Raw genomic sequence first — 17,268 nt, 5'->3', positions numbered from 1 at the left:
TGCGATGGCTGCGCTGCTCAAACCCTCACCAGTCCCTGCCGAGCCGCGCCGCCCAGTGCCAGGTAGACGTCCTCCAGGCTCGGGGTGGCCAGCGTGAAGTCGTCCAGGGCCGAGAAGGCGGCCCCGCCGGTGACGGTCGCGACGACCGCGCGGGCCTCCTCGGGGGCCAGCCGCAGGGTCCACCGGCGGCCGGACTCCACGGCCCGCTCGCGCAGCGCGGCGACCTCGGGCACGTCCAGCGGCGCCCGCTCCCGCCACACCAGCTCCACTCGCACCTCGCCCGCGACCTGCTCCTTGAGCCCCGCGGGTGTGTCGCAGGCGATGACCCGCCCCTTGTCGAGGACCGCGACCCGGTCGAGCACGGTCTCGGCCTCGATGACGTTGTGGGTGACGAGGAGCACGGTCGTCCCGCGCTCCGCCCGCCGCCGGTCCACGGCGCTCCACACGGCCCGCCGTGCGACGGGATCCATGCCGGTGGTCGGCTCGTCCAGCACCAGCAGGGGCCGCTCCCCCACCAGCGCGGTCGCGAAGCAGGCCAGCCGCCGCTGTCCGCCGGACAGCTTCCGCAGCGGCCGCCCGGCGAGCGGGGTCAGTCCGAGCTCGTCCAGGACCGCGTCCCGCTCGCGGCGCGCCTGCCGTACGTCGAGACCCCGCAGGCGTCCGGTGGTCTCGGCGGCGAGGGAGACCGTGAGGTCGTCCAGGGCGGTGGACTCCTGGCCGAGGTAGGCGAGGATGCGCGCGGCCCGTTCCGGGTGGCGCACGATGTCGTGTCCGAGGATCTCCACGCTGCCCGTGTCGGGCCGCATCAGCCCGGTCACCTGCCGGACCAGGGTGGATTTGCCGGCGCCGTTCGGGCCGAGCAGCCCGAAGATCTCACCGCGGCGGACGTCGAGCCGTACGTCGTCGGTGGCGCGCACCTCGGGTGTCGCGGGGGTGCCGCGCCGGGCGCGCACCGCCGGATAGGTCTTGGTCAGGCCGCGCACGGCACACACGACCTCGTCCCTGTGCCGAGTGGTCGGTGCCGCGCGCGTATTCACAAGGGACGAGACTACGGGGTCGGCGACCCCCGCTTGCCGTCGGGGGCGTCCCGAGTGCCCGGTTCAGTCCCCCGCGGGGGCGTGCTCCGCCGCCGTCCGGACGTCGATCTCGCGCCAGAAGCCCGCCCGAATGGCGTAGCGGTCGTGCTCGTCGATCTGGTCGTCCTTGTGTGCGAGCAGCCCGAAGCGGGCCGCGTAGCGCAGCAGCTCGCCGTCGATGCGGTGCGGGATGCGCGGATACATCCCGGACAGCTTCTGCAGGTGGTTCTGGTCGCCGAGCCGTTCCATCCACCGCCGGGCGAAGACCTGCCCGACCTCGTACGGGTCGCCGCCGACGGTGGTGATGTCCTCCTCGCGGTCCGCCCACCGCTGCTCGGCGGTGGTGAGCTGGGCGAGCGTGGGCATCGAGGCGGCCTCGGAGGGCTCGGCGGCGACGCCGGGCCGGTCGACCCAGCCTTTGTCGGAGGACCAGCGCAGGGTGGCGGTCGAGGGGTGCTGGACGGCGTGGGCGCCGGGCGCGCGCAGCGCGGCGAGGTCCTTGGGGGTGGGGACGCCCTTGGGGGCGGGGACCCGCTCCTGCGGGGCGTCGCCGTCGGCCGAGGGAGCGGGGGTGTGCTCCCTCTCCTCGGTCCTCCGCTCGGCGGCGGGGCCGAGCGCCGAGTCGGGCAGCGGCGCGGAGAGGATCGCGGCGATCTCGGGCCGGGGTGCGGGCGGTGGCGCGCAGACCCCGCCGAGGTCCTTGGCGCGGACGGCCTTGGTGATCCACGTACGGTCCAGGACGCGCCGCTCGTCGGCCTCGGCGACCAGGTCCTCGGACTGGTTGTAGTCGCCGTCGGCGGCCTGGACGGCCCACAGGTGGACGGCGACGCCGTGCTCCTTGGCGGCCATCATGCCGGGCAGCAGGTCGCCGTCGCCGGTGACGAGGACGACGTCGGAGCAGGCGCGGTTGCGTGCCAGTTCGGTGAGTTCGGCGTGCATGGCGGCGTCGACGCCCTTCTGCGCCCAACGGCCGTCGCTGCGGGTCAGGGCGCCCAGGCGGACGGTGACCCGGGGCATCACGCGCAGCCTGCGGTGCTCGGGTTGGGGGACGCGGTCGGGGGCGCCGTCGAACCAGTAGATGCGCAGCAGGGGCCGTTCCGTGTCGGACTCGGCCTGTTCCCGCAGACCCTGGACGAGGGCGGAGTGGTCGACGGTGATCCGGGACCGCGACGGCTCTCCTGCGAGGAGACTCGCGGCGGCCCCCAGCAGATACCCGGCGTCCACCAGGACGATGCAGCGGTCCACACGACTCACCCTCTTCCTGGGAGGTTTGCTTCGGGCTTGCTTCGAGTCTGCCCGACTGCGCGGGGGTTAACGGCCGGAACTCGATCTTCGGCGTGGCGTTTCGGGGCCGTGCGCCCCGACAAGCCTGTCACACAGGGTAATTATCCGAAATGCGCCTTGAGTCAGCCTATGTGAATCTGATCCCGGCCCTGGCCCCTAGACCCCCAACAGGAGGCAGATCCCCATGGCCAAGAACAAGAACCGTGACCGTAAGCAGCCGCACGCCGAGCGCACCCCGCAGACGGCCCAGCCGTCCACGATGGAACCCCAGGACGAGCAGCACGTGACCCAGGTGACGGCCGGTGACGCCGCCCGCGGCAAGAGCCGCGGCAAGCGCTTCGGCCACAACTAGCATCCGCGTCAAGGGCGCTTGAGCCCGGCGCATGCCGAGGGGCGCACCCGAGTGGGGTGCGCCCCTCATGTGTTTCCTCACCGGGCGTCAAGCGCCCTGCGCCCGGCCCGCGTCCTCGGCTCAGCCCGCCAGGCAGGACGGCCCGAGCAGCACCTTGAGGTCGCCGAACAGCGCCGGGTCGGGCTTGACCCGGTGCCGGTCCAGCCGCAGCACGGTCGTCCGGGTCGGGCCCTGGAGCTTGATGCGGACCTCGCTGTCGCCCTTGTGGTGGGTGAGGATCTCGCCGAGGCGGCTGACCATCGGCGGGGTCACCTTCATGGCCGGGATGGTCAGGATCACGGGCGCGTTGGTGCCCGCGGCGGACAGGTCCGGGACCATCAGCTCCATCGCGACCAGGCGCGGCACGTCCTCCCGCTTGTCGAGGCGGCCCTTGACGAACACCACGGCGTCCTCGACGAGTTGGGTGGACACCAGCTGGTAGGTCGCCGGGAAGAACATGCACTCGATGGAGCCGGCCAGATCCTCGACGGTGGCGATCGCCCAGGCATTGCCCTGCTTGGTCATCTTGCGCTGGAGGCCCGAGATGATGCCGCCGATGGTGACCACCGCACCGTCCGCGTGCTCACCTCCGGTGAGCTGGGCGATACCCGCGTCGGCCTTGTCGGACAGCACGTGCTCCAGGCCGAAGAGCGGGTGGTCCGAGACGTACAGACCGAGCATCTCGCGCTCCTGCGCGAGGAGGTACGTCTTCTCCCACTCGTCGGCCGTGAACTCGACGTCGAGGCCGAAGCCGGGTTCGCTGGTCTGCTCCTCGCCCATGCCGCCGAAGAGGTCGAACTGTCCCTCGGCCTCCTTGCGCTTGACCGCGACCACGTTGTCGATCATCGGCTCGTACTGGGCCGTCAGCCCCTTGCGGGTGTGGCCCATCGAGTCGAAGGCGCCGGCCTTGATCAGGGATTCCGTGGTCCGCTTGTTGCAGACCACCGCCTCGACCTTGTCGAGGTAGTCGGGGAAGGACGTGTACTTCCCCTTCGCCTTGCGGGTCTTGATGATCGACTCGACGACGTTGGTGCCGACGTTGCGCACGGCGGAGAGGCCGAAGAGGATCACGTCGTCGCCCTGCGCGGCGAAGTTCGCCTCGGACTCGTTGACGTTCGGCGGCAGCACCCGGATGCCCATGCGGCGGCACTCGTTGAGGTAGATCGCCGACTTGTCCTTGTCGTCCTTGACGGACGTCAGCAGGGCGGCCATGTACTCGGCGGGGTGGTTGGCCTTGAGGTAGGCGGTCCAGTACGAGACCAGTCCGTACGCGGCGGAGTGGGCCTTGTTGAAGGCGTAGCCGGCGAAGGGGACCAGCACGTCCCACAGGGCCTGGATGGCCTCGTCGCTGTAGCCGTTCTTCTGGGCGCCGGCCTGGAAGATGGTGAAGTTCTTGGCCAGTTCGTCGGGCTTCTTCTTGCCCATCACGCGGCGCAGGATGTCGGCCTCGCCGAGCGAGTAGCCGGCGATGATCTGGGCGGCCTTCTGCACCTGCTCCTGGTAGACGATCAGGCCGTAGGTGACGTCCAGGACCTCCTTGAGCGGCGCCTCCAGCTCGGGGTGGATCGGCGTGATCTCCTGCTGCCCGTTCTTGCGCAGGGCGTAGTTCGTGTGGGAGTTCATGCCCATCGGGCCCGGGCGGTACAGGGCCGACACGGCGGAGATGTCTTCGAAGTTGTCCGGCTTCATCAGGCGCAGCAGGGAGCGCATGGGGCCGCCATCGAACTGGAAGACGCCGAGGGTGTCGCCGCGCTGCAGCAGTTCGAAGGTCGTGGGGTCGTCGAGCGGGAGGCCGAGGAGGTCGATGTCGATCCCCTTGTTGGCCTTCACCATCTTGACGGCGTCGTCCATGATCGTGAGGTTGCGCAGGCCCAGGAAGTCCATCTTCAGCAGGCCGAGCGACTCACAGCTCGGGTAGTCCCACTGGGTGATGGTCACGCCGTCGGTGTGCCTCACCCAGACCGGGACGTGCTCGGTGATGGTCTCGCTGGACATGATCACGCCGGCGGCGTGCACACCCATCTGCCGGACCAGGCCCTCCACACCGCGGGCGGTGTCGATGACCTTCTTCACGTCCGGTTCGTTCTCGTACATCGACCGGACCTCGCCCGCCTCCGAGTAGCGGGGGTGGCTGGGGTCGGTGATGCCGGAGAGCGGGATGCCCTTGCCGAGGACGTCGGCGGGCATGGCCTTGGTGATGCGGTCGCCCATCGCGTACGGGTAGCCCAGCACGCGCGCGGAGTCCTTGATCGCGTTCTTGGCCTTGATGGTGCCGTAGGTGCCGATCATGGCGACCTTGTCGGCGCCGTACTTCTCCGTCACGTACCGGATCACCTCGACGCGCCGGCGCTCGTCGAAGTCGATGTCGACATCCGGCATGGAGACGCGCTCGGGGTTGAGGAACCGCTCGAAGATCAGACCGTGGGGGATCGGGTCGAGGTCGGTGATGCCCAGGGCGTACGCGACGATCGAGCCGGCCGCGGAGCCTCGGCCGGGGCCGACGGCGATGCCGTTGTTCTTGGCCCACATGATGAAGTCGGCGACGACGAGGAAGTAGCCCGGGAACCCCATCTGGATGATGACGTCCATCTCGTACTCGACCTGCTTCTGCCGGTCCTCGGGGATGCCGCCGGGGAAGCGGCGCTCCATGCCGCGGCGGACCTCCTCCTTGAACCAGGTGACCTCGGTGTAGCCCTCCGGGATGTCGAACCTGGGCATCAGGTCGCGCTTCTCGAACATGCCCGTGGTGTCGATCTGCTCGGCCACCAGGAGCGTGTTGCGGCAGCCCTCCTGCCAGGCGTCCGAGGAGTCGATGGCGTACATCTCGTCCGTGGACTTCAGGTAGTAGCCGGTGCCGTCGAACTTGAAGCGGTCGGGGTCGGAGAGGTTCTTGCCGGTCTGGATGCACAGCAGGGCGTCGTGCGCCCCCGCCTCGTGCGCGTACGTGTAGTGCGAGTCGTTCGTCACCAGGGGCGGGATGCCGAGCTTCCTGCCGATGTCGAGGAGGCCGTCGCGGACGCGGCGCTCGATCTCGATGCCGTGGTCCATCAGCTCCAGGAAGTAGCGGTCCTTGCCGAAGATGTCCTGGTAGTCGGCGGCGGCCTTGAGGGCCTCGTCGTACTGGCCGAGGCGCAGCCGGGTCTGGAGCTCGCCCGAGGGGCAGCCGGTGGAGGCGATGAGCCCCTCCGACCACTGGGAGATGGTCTCCTTGTCCATGCGCGGCCACTTCTGCAGCCAGCCCTCGGCGTACGCGTCCGAGGAGAGCCGGAAGAGGTTGTGCAGACCCGTCTTGTTCGCCGCCCAGATCGTCTTGTGGGTGTAACCACCCGAACCGGAGACGTCGTCCTTCTTCTGGTGCGGCTGGCCCCACTGGATCTTGCGCTTGTTGCGCCGCGACTCGGGCGCGACATACGCCTCGATCCCGATGATCGGGGTGATTCCGGCCTTCTTCGCGGAGTGGAAGAAGTCGTACGCCCCGTGGAGGTTGCCGTGGTCGGACATGGCGATGTGCGTCATGCCCATCTCGTTGCACGCGTTGAACATGTCCTTCAGCCGCGCGGCACCGTCCAGCAGCGAGTACTGGGTGTGGACGTGCAGGTGCGTGAACGGCGGCTTCGACACGGCGTGGCCTCCAAGGGAAACACTCGACGACAGGGGCGCGGACAGTCCGGGGGTCAGCGTCGAAGTCTATGCCTCGGCACTGACACCCGGAGGCCTCACCCGCGTACCTTCACAGCGGGGGGTGCGGGCACTTTCGCACGCGCCCGCCCGTTGGACGCGACAGAAACGCTGTCGTACACGTCAGGCACCAGGAGGCACCCCGCGATGTCGGTCCCGCAGCTCAACGACGAGCCTCGCGGCGAGGAGATCCTCGCCGTCTTCGACACCGCCTTCGGCGCGCTCCTGGCCGCCGACCCGGCCGCGTTCCGTGTGAAGTTCCGCAAGATGGCGGCCTCCGCGTTCGCGTTCTACCGGGGGACGGCGTGCCTCTTCTACCACGACCTGACCGCGGGCGGTGAGTTCGGCGCACGGCGGGGCGGGCCGTTCCTGGACGAGCGCACCTCGCGCGTGTGGATCCACGGTGACCTCCACGCGGAGAACTTCGGCACGTACATGGACGCCACGGGCCGCCTGATCTTCAACGTCAACGACTTCGACGAGGCCTACGTCGGCCCCTTCACCTGGGACCTCAAGCGCTTCTCCGCCTCGATCGCCCTCATCGGGTACGCGAAGGCGCTCGGTGACGGCCAGATCACCGACCTGGTGGAGGTGTACGCCGGCGCGTACCGCGAGCGGATCCACGCGCTGGCCACCGGCGCCAAGGACGACGAGGTGCCGCCCTTCACCCTGGACACCGCCCAGGGGCCGCTGCTGGACGCGCTGCGCGACGCCCGCTCCCTGACCCGTTTCGGGCTGCTGGAGTCGATGACGGAGATCCGCGACTTCGAGCGCCGTTTCGCGCCGGGCGGCGGTTCCATCGAGCTGGACGCGGCCACCCGCTACAAGGTGCTGGCGGCCTTTGACGGCTATCTGGAGACGCTGCCGGAGACCTCGCTGGCCCGCCCGGACTCCTACCGCGTGAAGGACGTCGTCGGCCGCCGGGGCATCGGCATCGGCTCCGCCGGCCTGCCGTCGTACAACATCCTGCTGGAGGGGCACAGCGACGCGCTGGAGAACGACGTCGTGATCTACATCAAGCAGGCCCAGACCCCCGCCGTCTCCCGGCACGTCACCGACCAGGCGATCCGCGACTACTTCCAGCACGAGGGCCACCGCACGGTGATCTCCCAGCGCGCCCTGCAGGCGCACGCCGACCCGTGGCTGGGCTGGACCGAGCTGGACGGCGCGGGCCAGCTGGTCGCCGAGGTCTCGCCGTACGCGGTGGACCTCGACTGGGGCGACATCGACGACCCGGAGGAGATCGCGGCGGTCGTCGCCGACCTCGGCAGGGCCACGGCCGCGATGCACGCGGCGGCGGACGACACCTCCGGCGAGTCCCTGGTGCCCTTCTCCACCGAGCGGGCCATCGACGCGGCCATCGCCGCCGACGAGGAGGGCTTCGCGCCCCTGCTGGTGGACTTCGCGCACACCTACGGCGCACGCGCGCGTGCGGACCACCAGATCTTCGTCGACCTCTTCCGCAACGGCCGGATCCCGGGTCTGTGACGGGCCGGGGATCCGTAACGAATAGAGCTCGCACAGGGACCCTTTAGGGGTCTCTTACAGGAGCGCGTGACACACTTCCTCCGCTATGGACATATCCGGGACCCGACTCAGAGCCGTACGCGCGGCGCTGTTCACGGCCTTCGTCGTGACGCTCAGCACCGCGTCGCACGTCCTGCTGTCCCGGGCCCCGCTGCCGCTCAACACGGTGGCCGCCGTCGCGGCCGCCGTGTTCGTCCTCGCGTACGCCCTCGCGGGCCGCGAGTGCGGCTTCGGCCGGATCGCCGCCCTGCTGATCCCGCTGGAGCTGGCGGCCGACACGATCTTCACCACCGGCCAGCACGTCTGCTACGGCCGGGTGGGCGGCCCGGTCGCCGGCCCGCTGGCCTCGGTGGGCTGGGACGTGCTGTGCGGCGACGGCACCAAGGTCGGCACACCGCTGGCCCAGGTCACCGGCACCGACCCCGACAAGCTCGGTGGCCTGCTCGCCCACGCCGACCCGGCCACCGCCTGGCTGCTGCTCGGCGCCCATGTCTCCGTCGGGCTCGTCGCCGCCGCCTGGCTGCGCCGGGGCGAGCGGGCCCTGGCCCAGCTGCTGCGGGCGGCCGCCGCGACCACGTTCCGGCCGCTCATGCTGGCCGTCGCCGCCGTGACCGTGCGACGCGCCCCGGCGACCGGCCGCCTGCCGCGGGCCACGCGCCGCGCGGTCGCCGTCCGCGACCGGATCCTCGTGCACTCCCTGGGACGGCGTGGACCGCCGAGCCTGGCCGCCGCCCTCGGCTGAGCGGCCCCGCGTCGAGCGGCGCCCTCACCTCGAGTGACCCCGTGTCGAGCCGCCTCCGGCGGCGCGTCGACGACCTCTGAGCACGAACAGTCCACACACGTATTCAGCGCACTCCTGTGCGCGTCCCCCATGGAGAACACCCACATGAGCAAGCGGAACAGCCAGGCGGCGAAGACGGCGGCCCGGGAGCGGCTGCGCCTCGAGCGTGAGCGCCAGGCCAAGAAGGCCAAGATCAAGCGGCAGGTCATCGTGGCCTGCTCGGTGGTCGGCGTGCTGGCGGCGGCCGGCGGCATAGGGTACGCCGTCGTCCAGGCCAACCAGCCCGGCTACTGGGAGGAGGCCGCGAAGGCCAAGCTGGTCAAGCCGGCCAACACCACCGGCGAGAACGGCACGACCGTCGTCATCGGCAAGAGCACCGCCAAGAAGACCCTCGTGATGTACGAGGACCCGCGCTGCCCGGTCTGCGCGCAGTTCGAGCAGACCGTCGGCGCGACGCTGAAGGCGGACTACGACGCCGGCAAGTACAAGATCCAGTTCGTCGGCGCCACCTTCCTCGACCGGAGCCTGACGGGCGAGGGTTCCAGGAACGCGCTGAGCGCCCTGGGCGCGGCCCTGAACGTCGGCCCCGAGGCGTTCCTCGAGTACAAGACCGCGCTGTACTCGGCGAAGTGGCACCCCGAGGAGTCCGACGACAAGTTCAAGGACGACAGCTATCTGATCAAGGTCGCGGACACGGTCTCCGCGCTGAAGGGCAACACGAAGTTCCAGAACGCCGTCAAGGACGGCACGTTCGACAAGTGGGCGCTGGAGATGTCCGAGACGTTCGACGACAGCGGAGTGTCGGGCACCCCGACGCTGAAGATGGACGGCAAGGCGCTGACCGGTCCCAACGGCAAGAACGCGCCGATGACGGTCGCCGACTTCAACACCGCGGTCGAGGCGGCCCTCAAGGCCTGACCCCGGGTCAGGTCCGGTTCCCGGCCGGTCGCGACCGGGTCAGGTCCGCCGTCCGGCCGGGGTCCGATCCGACGCCGATCCGAAGAGCGGGCGAACTTTTGTCAGTTCGCCCGCTCTTTGTCGTACTGGTCAGTAATCTGATCGCCCGTGACCAGTCGATACAGATCAACAGAGAGCACGCACGCGCTGCCGGGCCGCGCCAACCCGCTTGCCCCGCGCCGCCGTACGGTCGTCAAGGCCGCAGCCGCCACCGCGGCCCTGGCCGGACCGCTCACCGCCGCCCTGCCCGCCCGTGCCGCCGAGGAGGCCCCGGCCTTCCTGCACGGCGTCGCCTCCGGCGACCCGCTGCCCGACGGCGTCCTGCTGTGGACCCGGGTGACGCCCACCGCCGAGGCGACACCCGGCTCCGGACTCGGCCCGGACACCGAGGTCGAGTGGGTCGTCGCCGAGGACAAGGCGCTGACCACCATCGTGGCCAAGGGTTCCGTCACCGCCACCGCCGCCTCCGACCACACCGTCAAGGCCGATGTGCGCGGCCTGCGTCCGGCCACCGACTACTGGTTCCGCTTCTCGGCCGGCGGAACCGACTCTCGGGTGGCGCGTACCCGCACCGCGCCGGCGGCGGACGCGTCGGTGGCCAACCTCCGCTTCGGCGTGGTCTCCTGCGCCAACTGGGAGGCGGGCTACTTCTCCTCGTACCGCCATCTCGCCGCCCGCGGCGACCTCGACGCCTGGCTGCACCTCGGCGACTACATCTACGAGTACGGCACCGGCCAGTACGGCACGCGCGGCACCGTCGTACGGCAGCACGCGCCCACGCACGAGATCCTCACCCTCGCCGACTACCGCACCCGCCACGGCAGGTACAAGACGGACGCCGACCTCCAGGCCCTGCACGCGAAGGCGCCGGTCATCGCGATCTGGGACGACCACGAGATAGCCAACGACGCGTGGTCGGGCGGCGCGGAGAACCACACGGAGGGCGCGGAGAGCACCTGGGCGGCCCGTCAGGCGGCCGCCAAGCAGGCCTACTTCGAGTGGATGCCGGTCCGCCCGGCGCTCGCCGGCACCACCTACCGCCGTCTGCGCTTCGGCAGGCTCGCCGACCTCTCCCTGCTGGACCTGCGCTCCTTCCGCTCGCAGCAGGTCTCCGTCGGCGACGGAGAGGTCGACGACCCGGACCGCACGCTCACCGGACGCGCGCAGCTCGACTGGCTCAAGGCCGGGTTGAAGGCCTCGGACACCACCTGGCGGTTGGTCGGCAACTCGGTCATGATCTCGCCGTTCGCCATCGGCTCGCTCTCCGCCGACCTGCTCAAGCCGCTCGCCAAGCTGCTCGGCCTGCCCCAGGAGGGCCTCGCCCTCAACACCGACCAGTGGGACGGCTACACGGACGACCGCCGCGAACTGCTCGCCCACCTGCGGTCGAACGCCATCCGCAATACCGTGTTCCTCACCGGCGACATCCACATGGCGTGGGCCAACGACGTGCCCGTGGACGCCGGCACCTACCCGCTGTCCGCCTCCGCCGCCACGGAGTTCGTGGTCACCTCGGTGACCTCCGACAACCTCGACGACATGGTCAAGGTCCCCGAGGGCACGGTCTCCGCGCTCGCCGCCCCGGTCATCAGGGCCGCCAACCGCCACGTCCACTGGGTCGACACCGACCGGCACGGTTACGGCGTCCTGGACATCACCGCCGACCGGGCGCAGATGGACTACTACGTCGTCTCCGACCGCACGAGGGCCGACGCGGCCTCGTCCTGGTGGCGTTCGTACCGCACGCGCAGCGGCACGCAGAAGGTGGAGCGGACCTACGACCCCGTCTGACGGTCACCGGAGGGTGTCGAGGAAGCCGAGCGCCACCCGCCAGGTGGCCTCGGCGGCCTCCTCGTCGTAGTCCGGCAGGTCGGGGTCGGTGTACAGGTGACCGGCCCCGGCGTACCGGTAGATCTCCACGTCGGCGCCCGCTCTTCCCATCTGCAGGTACCAGGCGCTCAGCCAGTCGTCGGTCTCGAAGGGATCCGGTTCGGCGACGTGCAGCTGCACCGGCAGCTCGTCCACCGAGACGTTCGGCGCGAGGTCGGAGGTGCCGTGCAGGAGCAGCAGGCCACGGGCCTTGTCGTCGCCGAGGGCGAGGGTCTGCGCCACGGACGCGCCGAACGAGAACCCGGCGTACACCAGGCCTCTCTCCGAGTAGGGGGCGGCGGCCAGGACGGCCCGCTTCAGCAGTTCGTCCTTGCCGATCTCCTCCTTGTGGGCCGTGCCCTCCTCGACCGTGTCGAACGTGCGCCCCTCGAAGAGGTCCGGCGTCCACACCTCGTGCCCGGCGGCGCGCAGCCGGTCCGCCGCCGCGCGCACCGCGGGGCGCAGTCCATAGGTCGAATGGAAGAGCATGATGTTCATGGGGCCATGGTGCCAGCCGGCACCGACAACACCACACCAGCCGGGCTCCGCACCACCGCGCGTGTGCCTCTTCACAGAAGGCACATGTTCATGACCCGGCAGACCCGGTTACGTTCGAAGGCATGGAGAACCTACTCCGCCCATTGATCGTGGTCGGTGGCGCGGTCCTGCTGACGTTGTTCATCGGCTGGGCCACCGACCGACTGCTGACCCAGGCCGACCGACGTCACCCGGAGACTCCCCTGTGGGGGCTGCTGCGCCGTGGCCGCATCCCGTACCAGCTCGTGCTGTGCGCGGCGATGCTGAGAGGGTCGTACGACCAGGCGGAGCTGTTGCAGGACCACAAGGTCGCCATCGGCCGCACGCTCACGCTGGTGCTGATCGGCGCGGCCGCCTGGCTGGTGATCCGGATCGCCGCCGCCGTGGTGGAGACCTCCTACAGCCGGTACGCGCGCGTCCACCGCGACGCGGCCCGGGTGCGGCGAGTGCGCACCCAGGTGTCGCTGATCATGCGGGTGGTCTCCGCGATCGTCGGTGTGGTGGCGGTGGCGGCGATGCTGCTGACGTTTCCCACGTTCCGTGCGGCGGGCGCCTCGCTGCTGGCCTCGGCCGGCATCCTCGGCATCGTCGCCGGTGTCGCCGCGCAGTCCACGCTCAGCAACATGTTCGCCGGGCTGCAGATCGCCTTCGGGGACATGGTGCGCATCGGGGACACCGTGGTGGTGGACGGCGAGTGGGGCACGGTCGAGGAGATCACACTGACCTTCCTGACCGTGCGGACCTGGGACGAGCGCCGGATCACGATGCCGGTCTCGTACTTCACCTCCAAGCCGTTCGAGAACTGGTCGCGCGGCACGCCCCAGATGACGGGCATCGTCTACTGGCACGTGGACCACTCGGCGCCGCTGGACGCGATGCGCGAGAAGCTCCGCGACATCCTGCGCGAGTGCCCGGCCTGGGACGGCCGTGCCTACGGCCTCGACGTCACGGACACCACCCCCAACACCATGCAGGTCAGGGCCCTGGTGACCGCCAAGGACGCCGACGACATCTGGACGGCCCGGGTCACGGTGCGCGAGCGGATGATCCGCTGGCTGTGCGAGGAGCACCCGTACGCGCTGCCCCGCGTCAACACCGCGGACGCGCTGCTGCCGCCGGGCCGGCCGAACGGCTTCCCGTCCCCCGACGGGAGGACCCCGCGCCAGCGCCGCGCCCACGAGTCGCCCCGCGTGGACCGCTGACCCTCAGCGCCCGCGCTCGGCGCCACCGTTGACCTGTACGACCTGCGAGGTGATGTGCCCGGCGTCCGGGGAGGCCAGCCAGTGGAGGGTGGCGGCGACATCCCCGGGCGTCCCGGCGCGCCCGTTCGCCGTTTCCCCCACGAGCCGCTCCCGCCGCGCCTCGTCGATCGCCCCGCCGAAGAACTCGGTGTCCTCGACGTACCCGGGCGCGACGACGTTGACGGTGATGCCGCGGGGCCCCAACTCCCGTGCCAGGTCGTGGGCGTAGGGATGCAGCGCGGCCTTGGCGCCGCCGTACGCCCCGCTGCCGGACCCCCGGTAGGCGGCGATCGAGCTGAGGAAGAGCACCCGCCCGCCGGGCGTGGCCAGCCGTTGCTTGAGCGCCTCCGTGAGCAGGGCCGCGGTGAGGGTGTTGATCCGGAAGTTCACGGTCCAGTGGTGGGCGACGAGGTCGAGGGGATCGTCGCTGTCGGGCTGCGGCTCCCGTTGCCCGTTGCCTCCGGCGCCGTGGACGAGGACGTCCACCGTCCCGAGGGTCTCCTCGACGAACAGGGCGACCTGTCGCACCTCGTCCGGCTCGCCGAGGTCCGCGGCGTAGGTGAGCGCTCCGTCCACCCTGGCCTTCTCCAGCACCTCCCGCCGCCGCCCCAGCAGCAGCACTTGATCGCCGTGGGCCGCGAAGACCCGCGCCGCGGCGAGTCCGATGCCCGTTCCTCCACCACTGATGACTACGTTGCGTGCCATGCCGTCGACCCTACGAGGGAGACACGGCAGAAGCCCCGCGTTTACCGACCCGGCACCAACGCCTCACACGGAAAGCCGCCAACGGCGTGACACCGGCCTCCGCCACCGTCACCGCAGACTGCGCACGTCCAGGTGCCGGAGCACCCGGTCCACGATCTCCGGATCCGCCCCCGGCTCACTGCGCGCCGCCACCATCTCGTGCCGCGCGGCGCTCAGCATCTCCCCCTGGATCCGCCGCACCCGCTTCAGCCTCCGCACCCGCTGCTCGTGCGCCTCCCGCCGCTCGTCCTCCCCGATGTCCGGACTGATCCGCAGACCGATGTCGAACGCCCGCCGCACCATCTGCTCGGACAACTCCTCCGGCAGCTCCTCCTCGGCCTCGATCTCCCGCAGCCGCCGCTTCGCCGCCGTCGCCGCCCGCACGGCCAGCTCCCGCTCGAACGCCTTCTCCCGGTCCGTGTCCGCCTGCACCCCGAGCCGCCTCACCAGCCAGGGCAGAGTCAGCCCCTGCAGCACCAGCGTGGCGATGATCACCCCGAACGCGATGAACACGATCTCGTCCCGGTCCGGGAAAGGCGCCCCCTCCTCGGTCTTCAGCGGGATGGCGAGCGCCAGCGCCACCGAGGCCACTCCCCGCATCCCCGACCACCACATCACGACGGTCTCCCGCCAGGTCATCGGGATGTCCTCGTCGTGGTCCCGCCTGGCGTGCATCCGCTTGGTGAGCCAGGTGGCCGGCAGCAGGTACAACAGCCGTACCAGCACGACGACTCCGACCACCGCCGCCGCCCACCCCAGCATCTCCCCCCACCGCCCGGACGCCGTCCGGATCGCGTTGTGCAGTTCCAGCCCGATCAGCCCGAACGCGACCCCGGTGACCAGCGTGTCGACGATGTCCCAGAAGGTGTGTCCGGCGAGCCGGGTCATCACGTCGTCGGGATCGGTGGCGTACTCGGCGAGGAACAGCGCGGTGGTGAGCACGGCCAGTACGCCGGACCCGTGGAACTCCTCCGCGAGCACGTAGGAGGCGTAGGGCACGAGCAGGGTCAGCCCGATCTGCAGGGTGGCGTCCCCGAGCAGGTCCATCAGCTTGTTGGCGCCCCACCCCAGGACGAGCCCGACCGCCACGGCCACCACGGCGGACTGCACCAGGTCCAGCCCCGCCCCCCACGGCGAGAAACTCCCGCTCACGGCCGCGGTGATGGCCACGTGGTACAGCACGATGGCGGTGACGTCGTTGAACAGCCCCTCGCCCTCCAGGATGGACACCAGCCGGCGGGGCAGTCCGAGCTGTCCGGCCACGGCGGTGGCGGCCACCGGGTCGGGCGGCGCGACGAGTGCCCCGAGCGCGAAGGCCGCCGCGATCGGCAGCCCCGGCACGATCGCGTGGGCGACGGCGGCCACGCACGCCATCGTGACGAAGACCAGCGCCACGGCGAGCAGGAAGATCGGCCGCTTGTTCGCCGTGAACTGCCGCCAGGAGGTCCGCCGGACCGCCGCGTACAGCAGGGGCGGCAGCAGCAGCGGAAGGATGAGGTCGGGCGGGATGTCCACGTCGGGCACGAAGTCGAGGACCGCGAGCACGATCCCGAGCAGGGTCATCAGGACCGGCGCGGGCACCCCCCACCGGTCTCCGAGCGGAACGCTCACCACGGCCCCGAGCAAGAGGACGAACAGCAGGGCCAGCTGATCCACGGTCAGTGCTCCGGGGGTACGACGTCACACGGCTGACTTCCAGCGTGCCACGCCACTCCCGTCACCAGCCCGTTCGCCGCCCCGGCTGGAGAGCCCGCCGCATCGCCCGGTGCGGAATCCCCGCGTCCGGGAACTCCGGTCCGTACGCCTCGTAGCCCAGCCGCGCGTAGAAGCCGAGCGCATGGGTCTGCGCGTGCAGGTCGACGGCCGTGAGCCCGCGCGCGCTGGCCGTCTCCTCGATGGCACGCACCAGCGCGGCCCCGACGCCGAGCCCGCGCGCCTCGCGCGTCACCGCGAGCCGCCCCAGCGAGCCGACCGACGGGGCGCCGCCGGTCTTCGCCGCGGCCGCCTCGCCGTGGAGCAGCCGTCCGGTCCCGAGGGGTACGCCGTCCTCGCGGACCGCCAGGACGTGCACGGCGCCGGCGTCGTAGGCGTCGTACTCGATGTCCTCGGGGACGCCCTGCTCGCCGACGAAGACCTCCTTGCGCACGGCGAAGCAGGCCTCGCGGTCGGCGGGGTCCTCGGCGACACGGACCACGTACGCGGGCGTGCTCATCCGTAGGTCTCCTCGCGGACCTGGTCCAGGGCCCTCTGCAGGTCCTCGGGGTAGTCGCAGGAGAACTCGACCCACCGGCCGTCCCCGGGGTGCTCGAAGCCGAGCCGCACCGCGTGCAGCCACTGCCGGGTCAGGCGCAGCCGCTTGGCGAGCGTCGGGTCGGCTCCGTAGGTCAGGTCGCCGACGCAGGGGTGGCGGTGGGCGGCCATGTGGACGCGGATCTGGTGCGTGCGGCCGGTCTCCAGCTTGACGTCCAGCAGGGAGGCCGCGCGGAACGCCTCGATCAGGTCGTAGTGGGTGACGGACGGCTTGCCCTCGGCGGTGACCGCCCACTTGTAGTCGTGCTGCGGGTGCCGGCCGATGGGGGCGTCGATGGTGCCGCTGGTGGGATCGGGGTGGCCCTGGACGAGCGTGTGGTAGCGCTTGTCGACCGTGCGCTCCTTGAACTGGCGCTTGAGCGACGTGTACGCGTACTCCGACTTGGCGACCACCATCAGGCCGGACGTGCCGACGTCGAGCCGGTGCACGATGCCCTGGCGTTCGGCCGCGCCGGAGGTGGAGATGCGGTAGCCGGCGGCGGCGAGACCGCCGATGACGGTCGGCCCGGTCCAGCCGGGCGACGGGTGGGCGGCCACCCCGACCGGCTTGACGATCACAACCACGTCGTCGTCGTCGTGCACGATCTCCATGCCCTCGACGGGCTCGGCGACCACCTGCACCGGGGCGGGCGCCTGCGGCATCTCCACCTCGAGCCAGGCCCCGCCGCTCACCCGCTCCGACTTGCCGACCACCGACCCGTCGACCGTGACCTTCCCCGCCGCGGCGAGCTCGGCCGCCTTGGTGCGGGAGAAGCCGAACATGCGGGAGATGGCGGCGTCGACGCGCTCGCCCTCCAGGCCGTCGGGCACGGGCAGGGTTCGGATCTCGGGAATCGTGCTCACCCGTCGAGTATGCCGGACGGCTCCGACAGC

Annotated in this window: 14 protein-coding genes; 6 read left to right on the top strand and 8 right to left on the bottom strand. The window is 70.9% G+C overall.

The features are described from left to right. Positions 1–17 precede the first annotated feature (17 nt). Together ACIHAR_RS06330 and ACIHAR_RS06325 are read right to left on the bottom strand one after the other, a co-directional pair. Entirely contained in the window at positions 18–992 is a 975-nt protein-coding gene (locus tag ACIHAR_RS06330) for an ABC transporter ATP-binding protein (RefSeq protein ID WP_365472521.1), read from the bottom strand. A 108-nt stretch (positions 993–1,100) separates the two neighbouring features. Next, entirely contained in the window at positions 1,101–2,321 is a 1,221-nt protein-coding gene (locus ACIHAR_RS06325) for an NYN domain-containing protein (RefSeq protein WP_365472524.1), read from the bottom strand. A 223-nt stretch (positions 2,322–2,544) separates the two neighbouring features. Here ACIHAR_RS06325 and ACIHAR_RS06320 point away from each other — a divergent pair, with 223 nt between their 5' ends. After that, a complete protein-coding gene (locus ACIHAR_RS06320) occupies positions 2,545–2,712 on the top strand; it encodes a hypothetical protein (RefSeq protein ID WP_365472527.1) in 168 nt (55 codons plus the stop codon). A gap of 120 nt (positions 2,713–2,832) precedes the next feature. Here ACIHAR_RS06320 and dnaE read toward each other — a convergent pair whose 3' ends face one another. After that, positions 2,833–6,372: a DNA polymerase III subunit alpha gene (gene dnaE / locus ACIHAR_RS06315; RefSeq protein WP_400017316.1), complete on the bottom strand. Its 3,540-nt coding sequence runs from the start codon at positions 6,370–6,372 to the stop codon at positions 2,833–2,835. A 204-nt stretch (positions 6,373–6,576) separates the two neighbouring features. On the opposite strand from dnaE, the gene ACIHAR_RS06310 reads away from it, so the two are divergent. The 4 genes from ACIHAR_RS06310 (at position 6,577) to ACIHAR_RS06295 (ending at position 11,485) form a co-directional block, all read left to right on the top strand. Next, the gene (locus ACIHAR_RS06310) at positions 6,577–7,917 is read left to right on the top strand and encodes a DUF2252 domain-containing protein (RefSeq protein WP_365470846.1); all 1,341 of its coding nucleotides are present in this window, start codon (positions 6,577–6,579) and stop codon (positions 7,915–7,917) included. An 85-nt stretch (positions 7,918–8,002) separates the two neighbouring features. Further along, positions 8,003–8,698 (top strand): hypothetical protein, encoded by a 696-nt coding sequence (locus ACIHAR_RS06305; protein WP_400017313.1) that lies wholly within the window; start codon positions 8,003–8,005, stop codon positions 8,696–8,698. Positions 8,699–8,842: 144 nt separating this feature from the next. Further along, positions 8,843–9,655, top strand: a complete 813-nt coding sequence (locus ACIHAR_RS06300; RefSeq protein WP_365470852.1) for a thioredoxin domain-containing protein — start codon at positions 8,843–8,845, stop codon at positions 9,653–9,655. A 147-nt stretch (positions 9,656–9,802) separates the two neighbouring features. Next, entirely contained in the window at positions 9,803–11,485 is a 1,683-nt protein-coding gene (locus ACIHAR_RS06295) for an alkaline phosphatase D family protein (RefSeq protein WP_400017311.1), read from the top strand. Positions 11,486–11,488: 3 nt separating this feature from the next. Here the strand turns inward: ACIHAR_RS06295 and ACIHAR_RS06290 are convergent, their stop codons facing one another. Continuing rightward, entirely contained in the window at positions 11,489–12,061 is a 573-nt protein-coding gene (locus tag ACIHAR_RS06290; RefSeq protein WP_365470857.1) for a dienelactone hydrolase family protein, read from the bottom strand. A 122-nt stretch (positions 12,062–12,183) separates the two neighbouring features. Between ACIHAR_RS06290 and ACIHAR_RS06285 the strand changes: the two genes are divergently transcribed. Continuing rightward, positions 12,184–13,302: a mechanosensitive ion channel family protein gene (locus ACIHAR_RS06285; protein WP_400017308.1), complete on the top strand. Its 1,119-nt coding sequence runs from the start codon at positions 12,184–12,186 to the stop codon at positions 13,300–13,302. A gap of 3 nt (positions 13,303–13,305) precedes the next feature. On the opposite strand, the gene ACIHAR_RS06280 is transcribed toward ACIHAR_RS06285, so the two are convergent. From ACIHAR_RS06280 to ACIHAR_RS06265, 4 genes are all read right to left on the bottom strand, one after another. Continuing rightward, on the bottom strand, positions 13,306–14,046 hold the full coding sequence (locus ACIHAR_RS06280; protein ID WP_365470863.1) for an SDR family oxidoreductase: 741 nt from the start codon (positions 14,044–14,046) through the stop codon (positions 13,306–13,308). Positions 14,047–14,154: 108 nt separating this feature from the next. Further along, positions 14,155–15,741, bottom strand: coding sequence for a Na+/H+ antiporter (locus tag ACIHAR_RS06275; RefSeq protein WP_365470866.1), 1,587 nt, complete (start codon positions 15,739–15,741; stop codon positions 14,155–14,157). A 61-nt stretch (positions 15,742–15,802) separates the two neighbouring features. Next, positions 15,803–16,297 (bottom strand): GNAT family N-acetyltransferase, encoded by a 495-nt coding sequence (locus tag ACIHAR_RS06270; RefSeq protein WP_400017305.1) that lies wholly within the window; start codon positions 16,295–16,297, stop codon positions 15,803–15,805. Beyond that, entirely contained in the window at positions 16,294–17,238 is a 945-nt protein-coding gene (locus ACIHAR_RS06265; RefSeq protein ID WP_400017303.1) for an RluA family pseudouridine synthase, read from the bottom strand. Before ACIHAR_RS06265 ends, ACIHAR_RS06270 begins: the two co-directional genes overlap by 4 nt. Positions 17,239–17,268 lie beyond the last annotated feature (30 nt).

Source organism: Streptomyces sp. NPDC052016, assembly GCF_044548445.1.
In the GTDB taxonomy this organism is placed as follows: domain Bacteria; phylum Actinomycetota; class Actinomycetes; order Streptomycetales; family Streptomycetaceae; genus Streptomyces.
The sequence above is the reverse complement of the archived record's forward strand: the minus strand, read 5'-3'. Positions and strand labels throughout refer to the sequence as shown.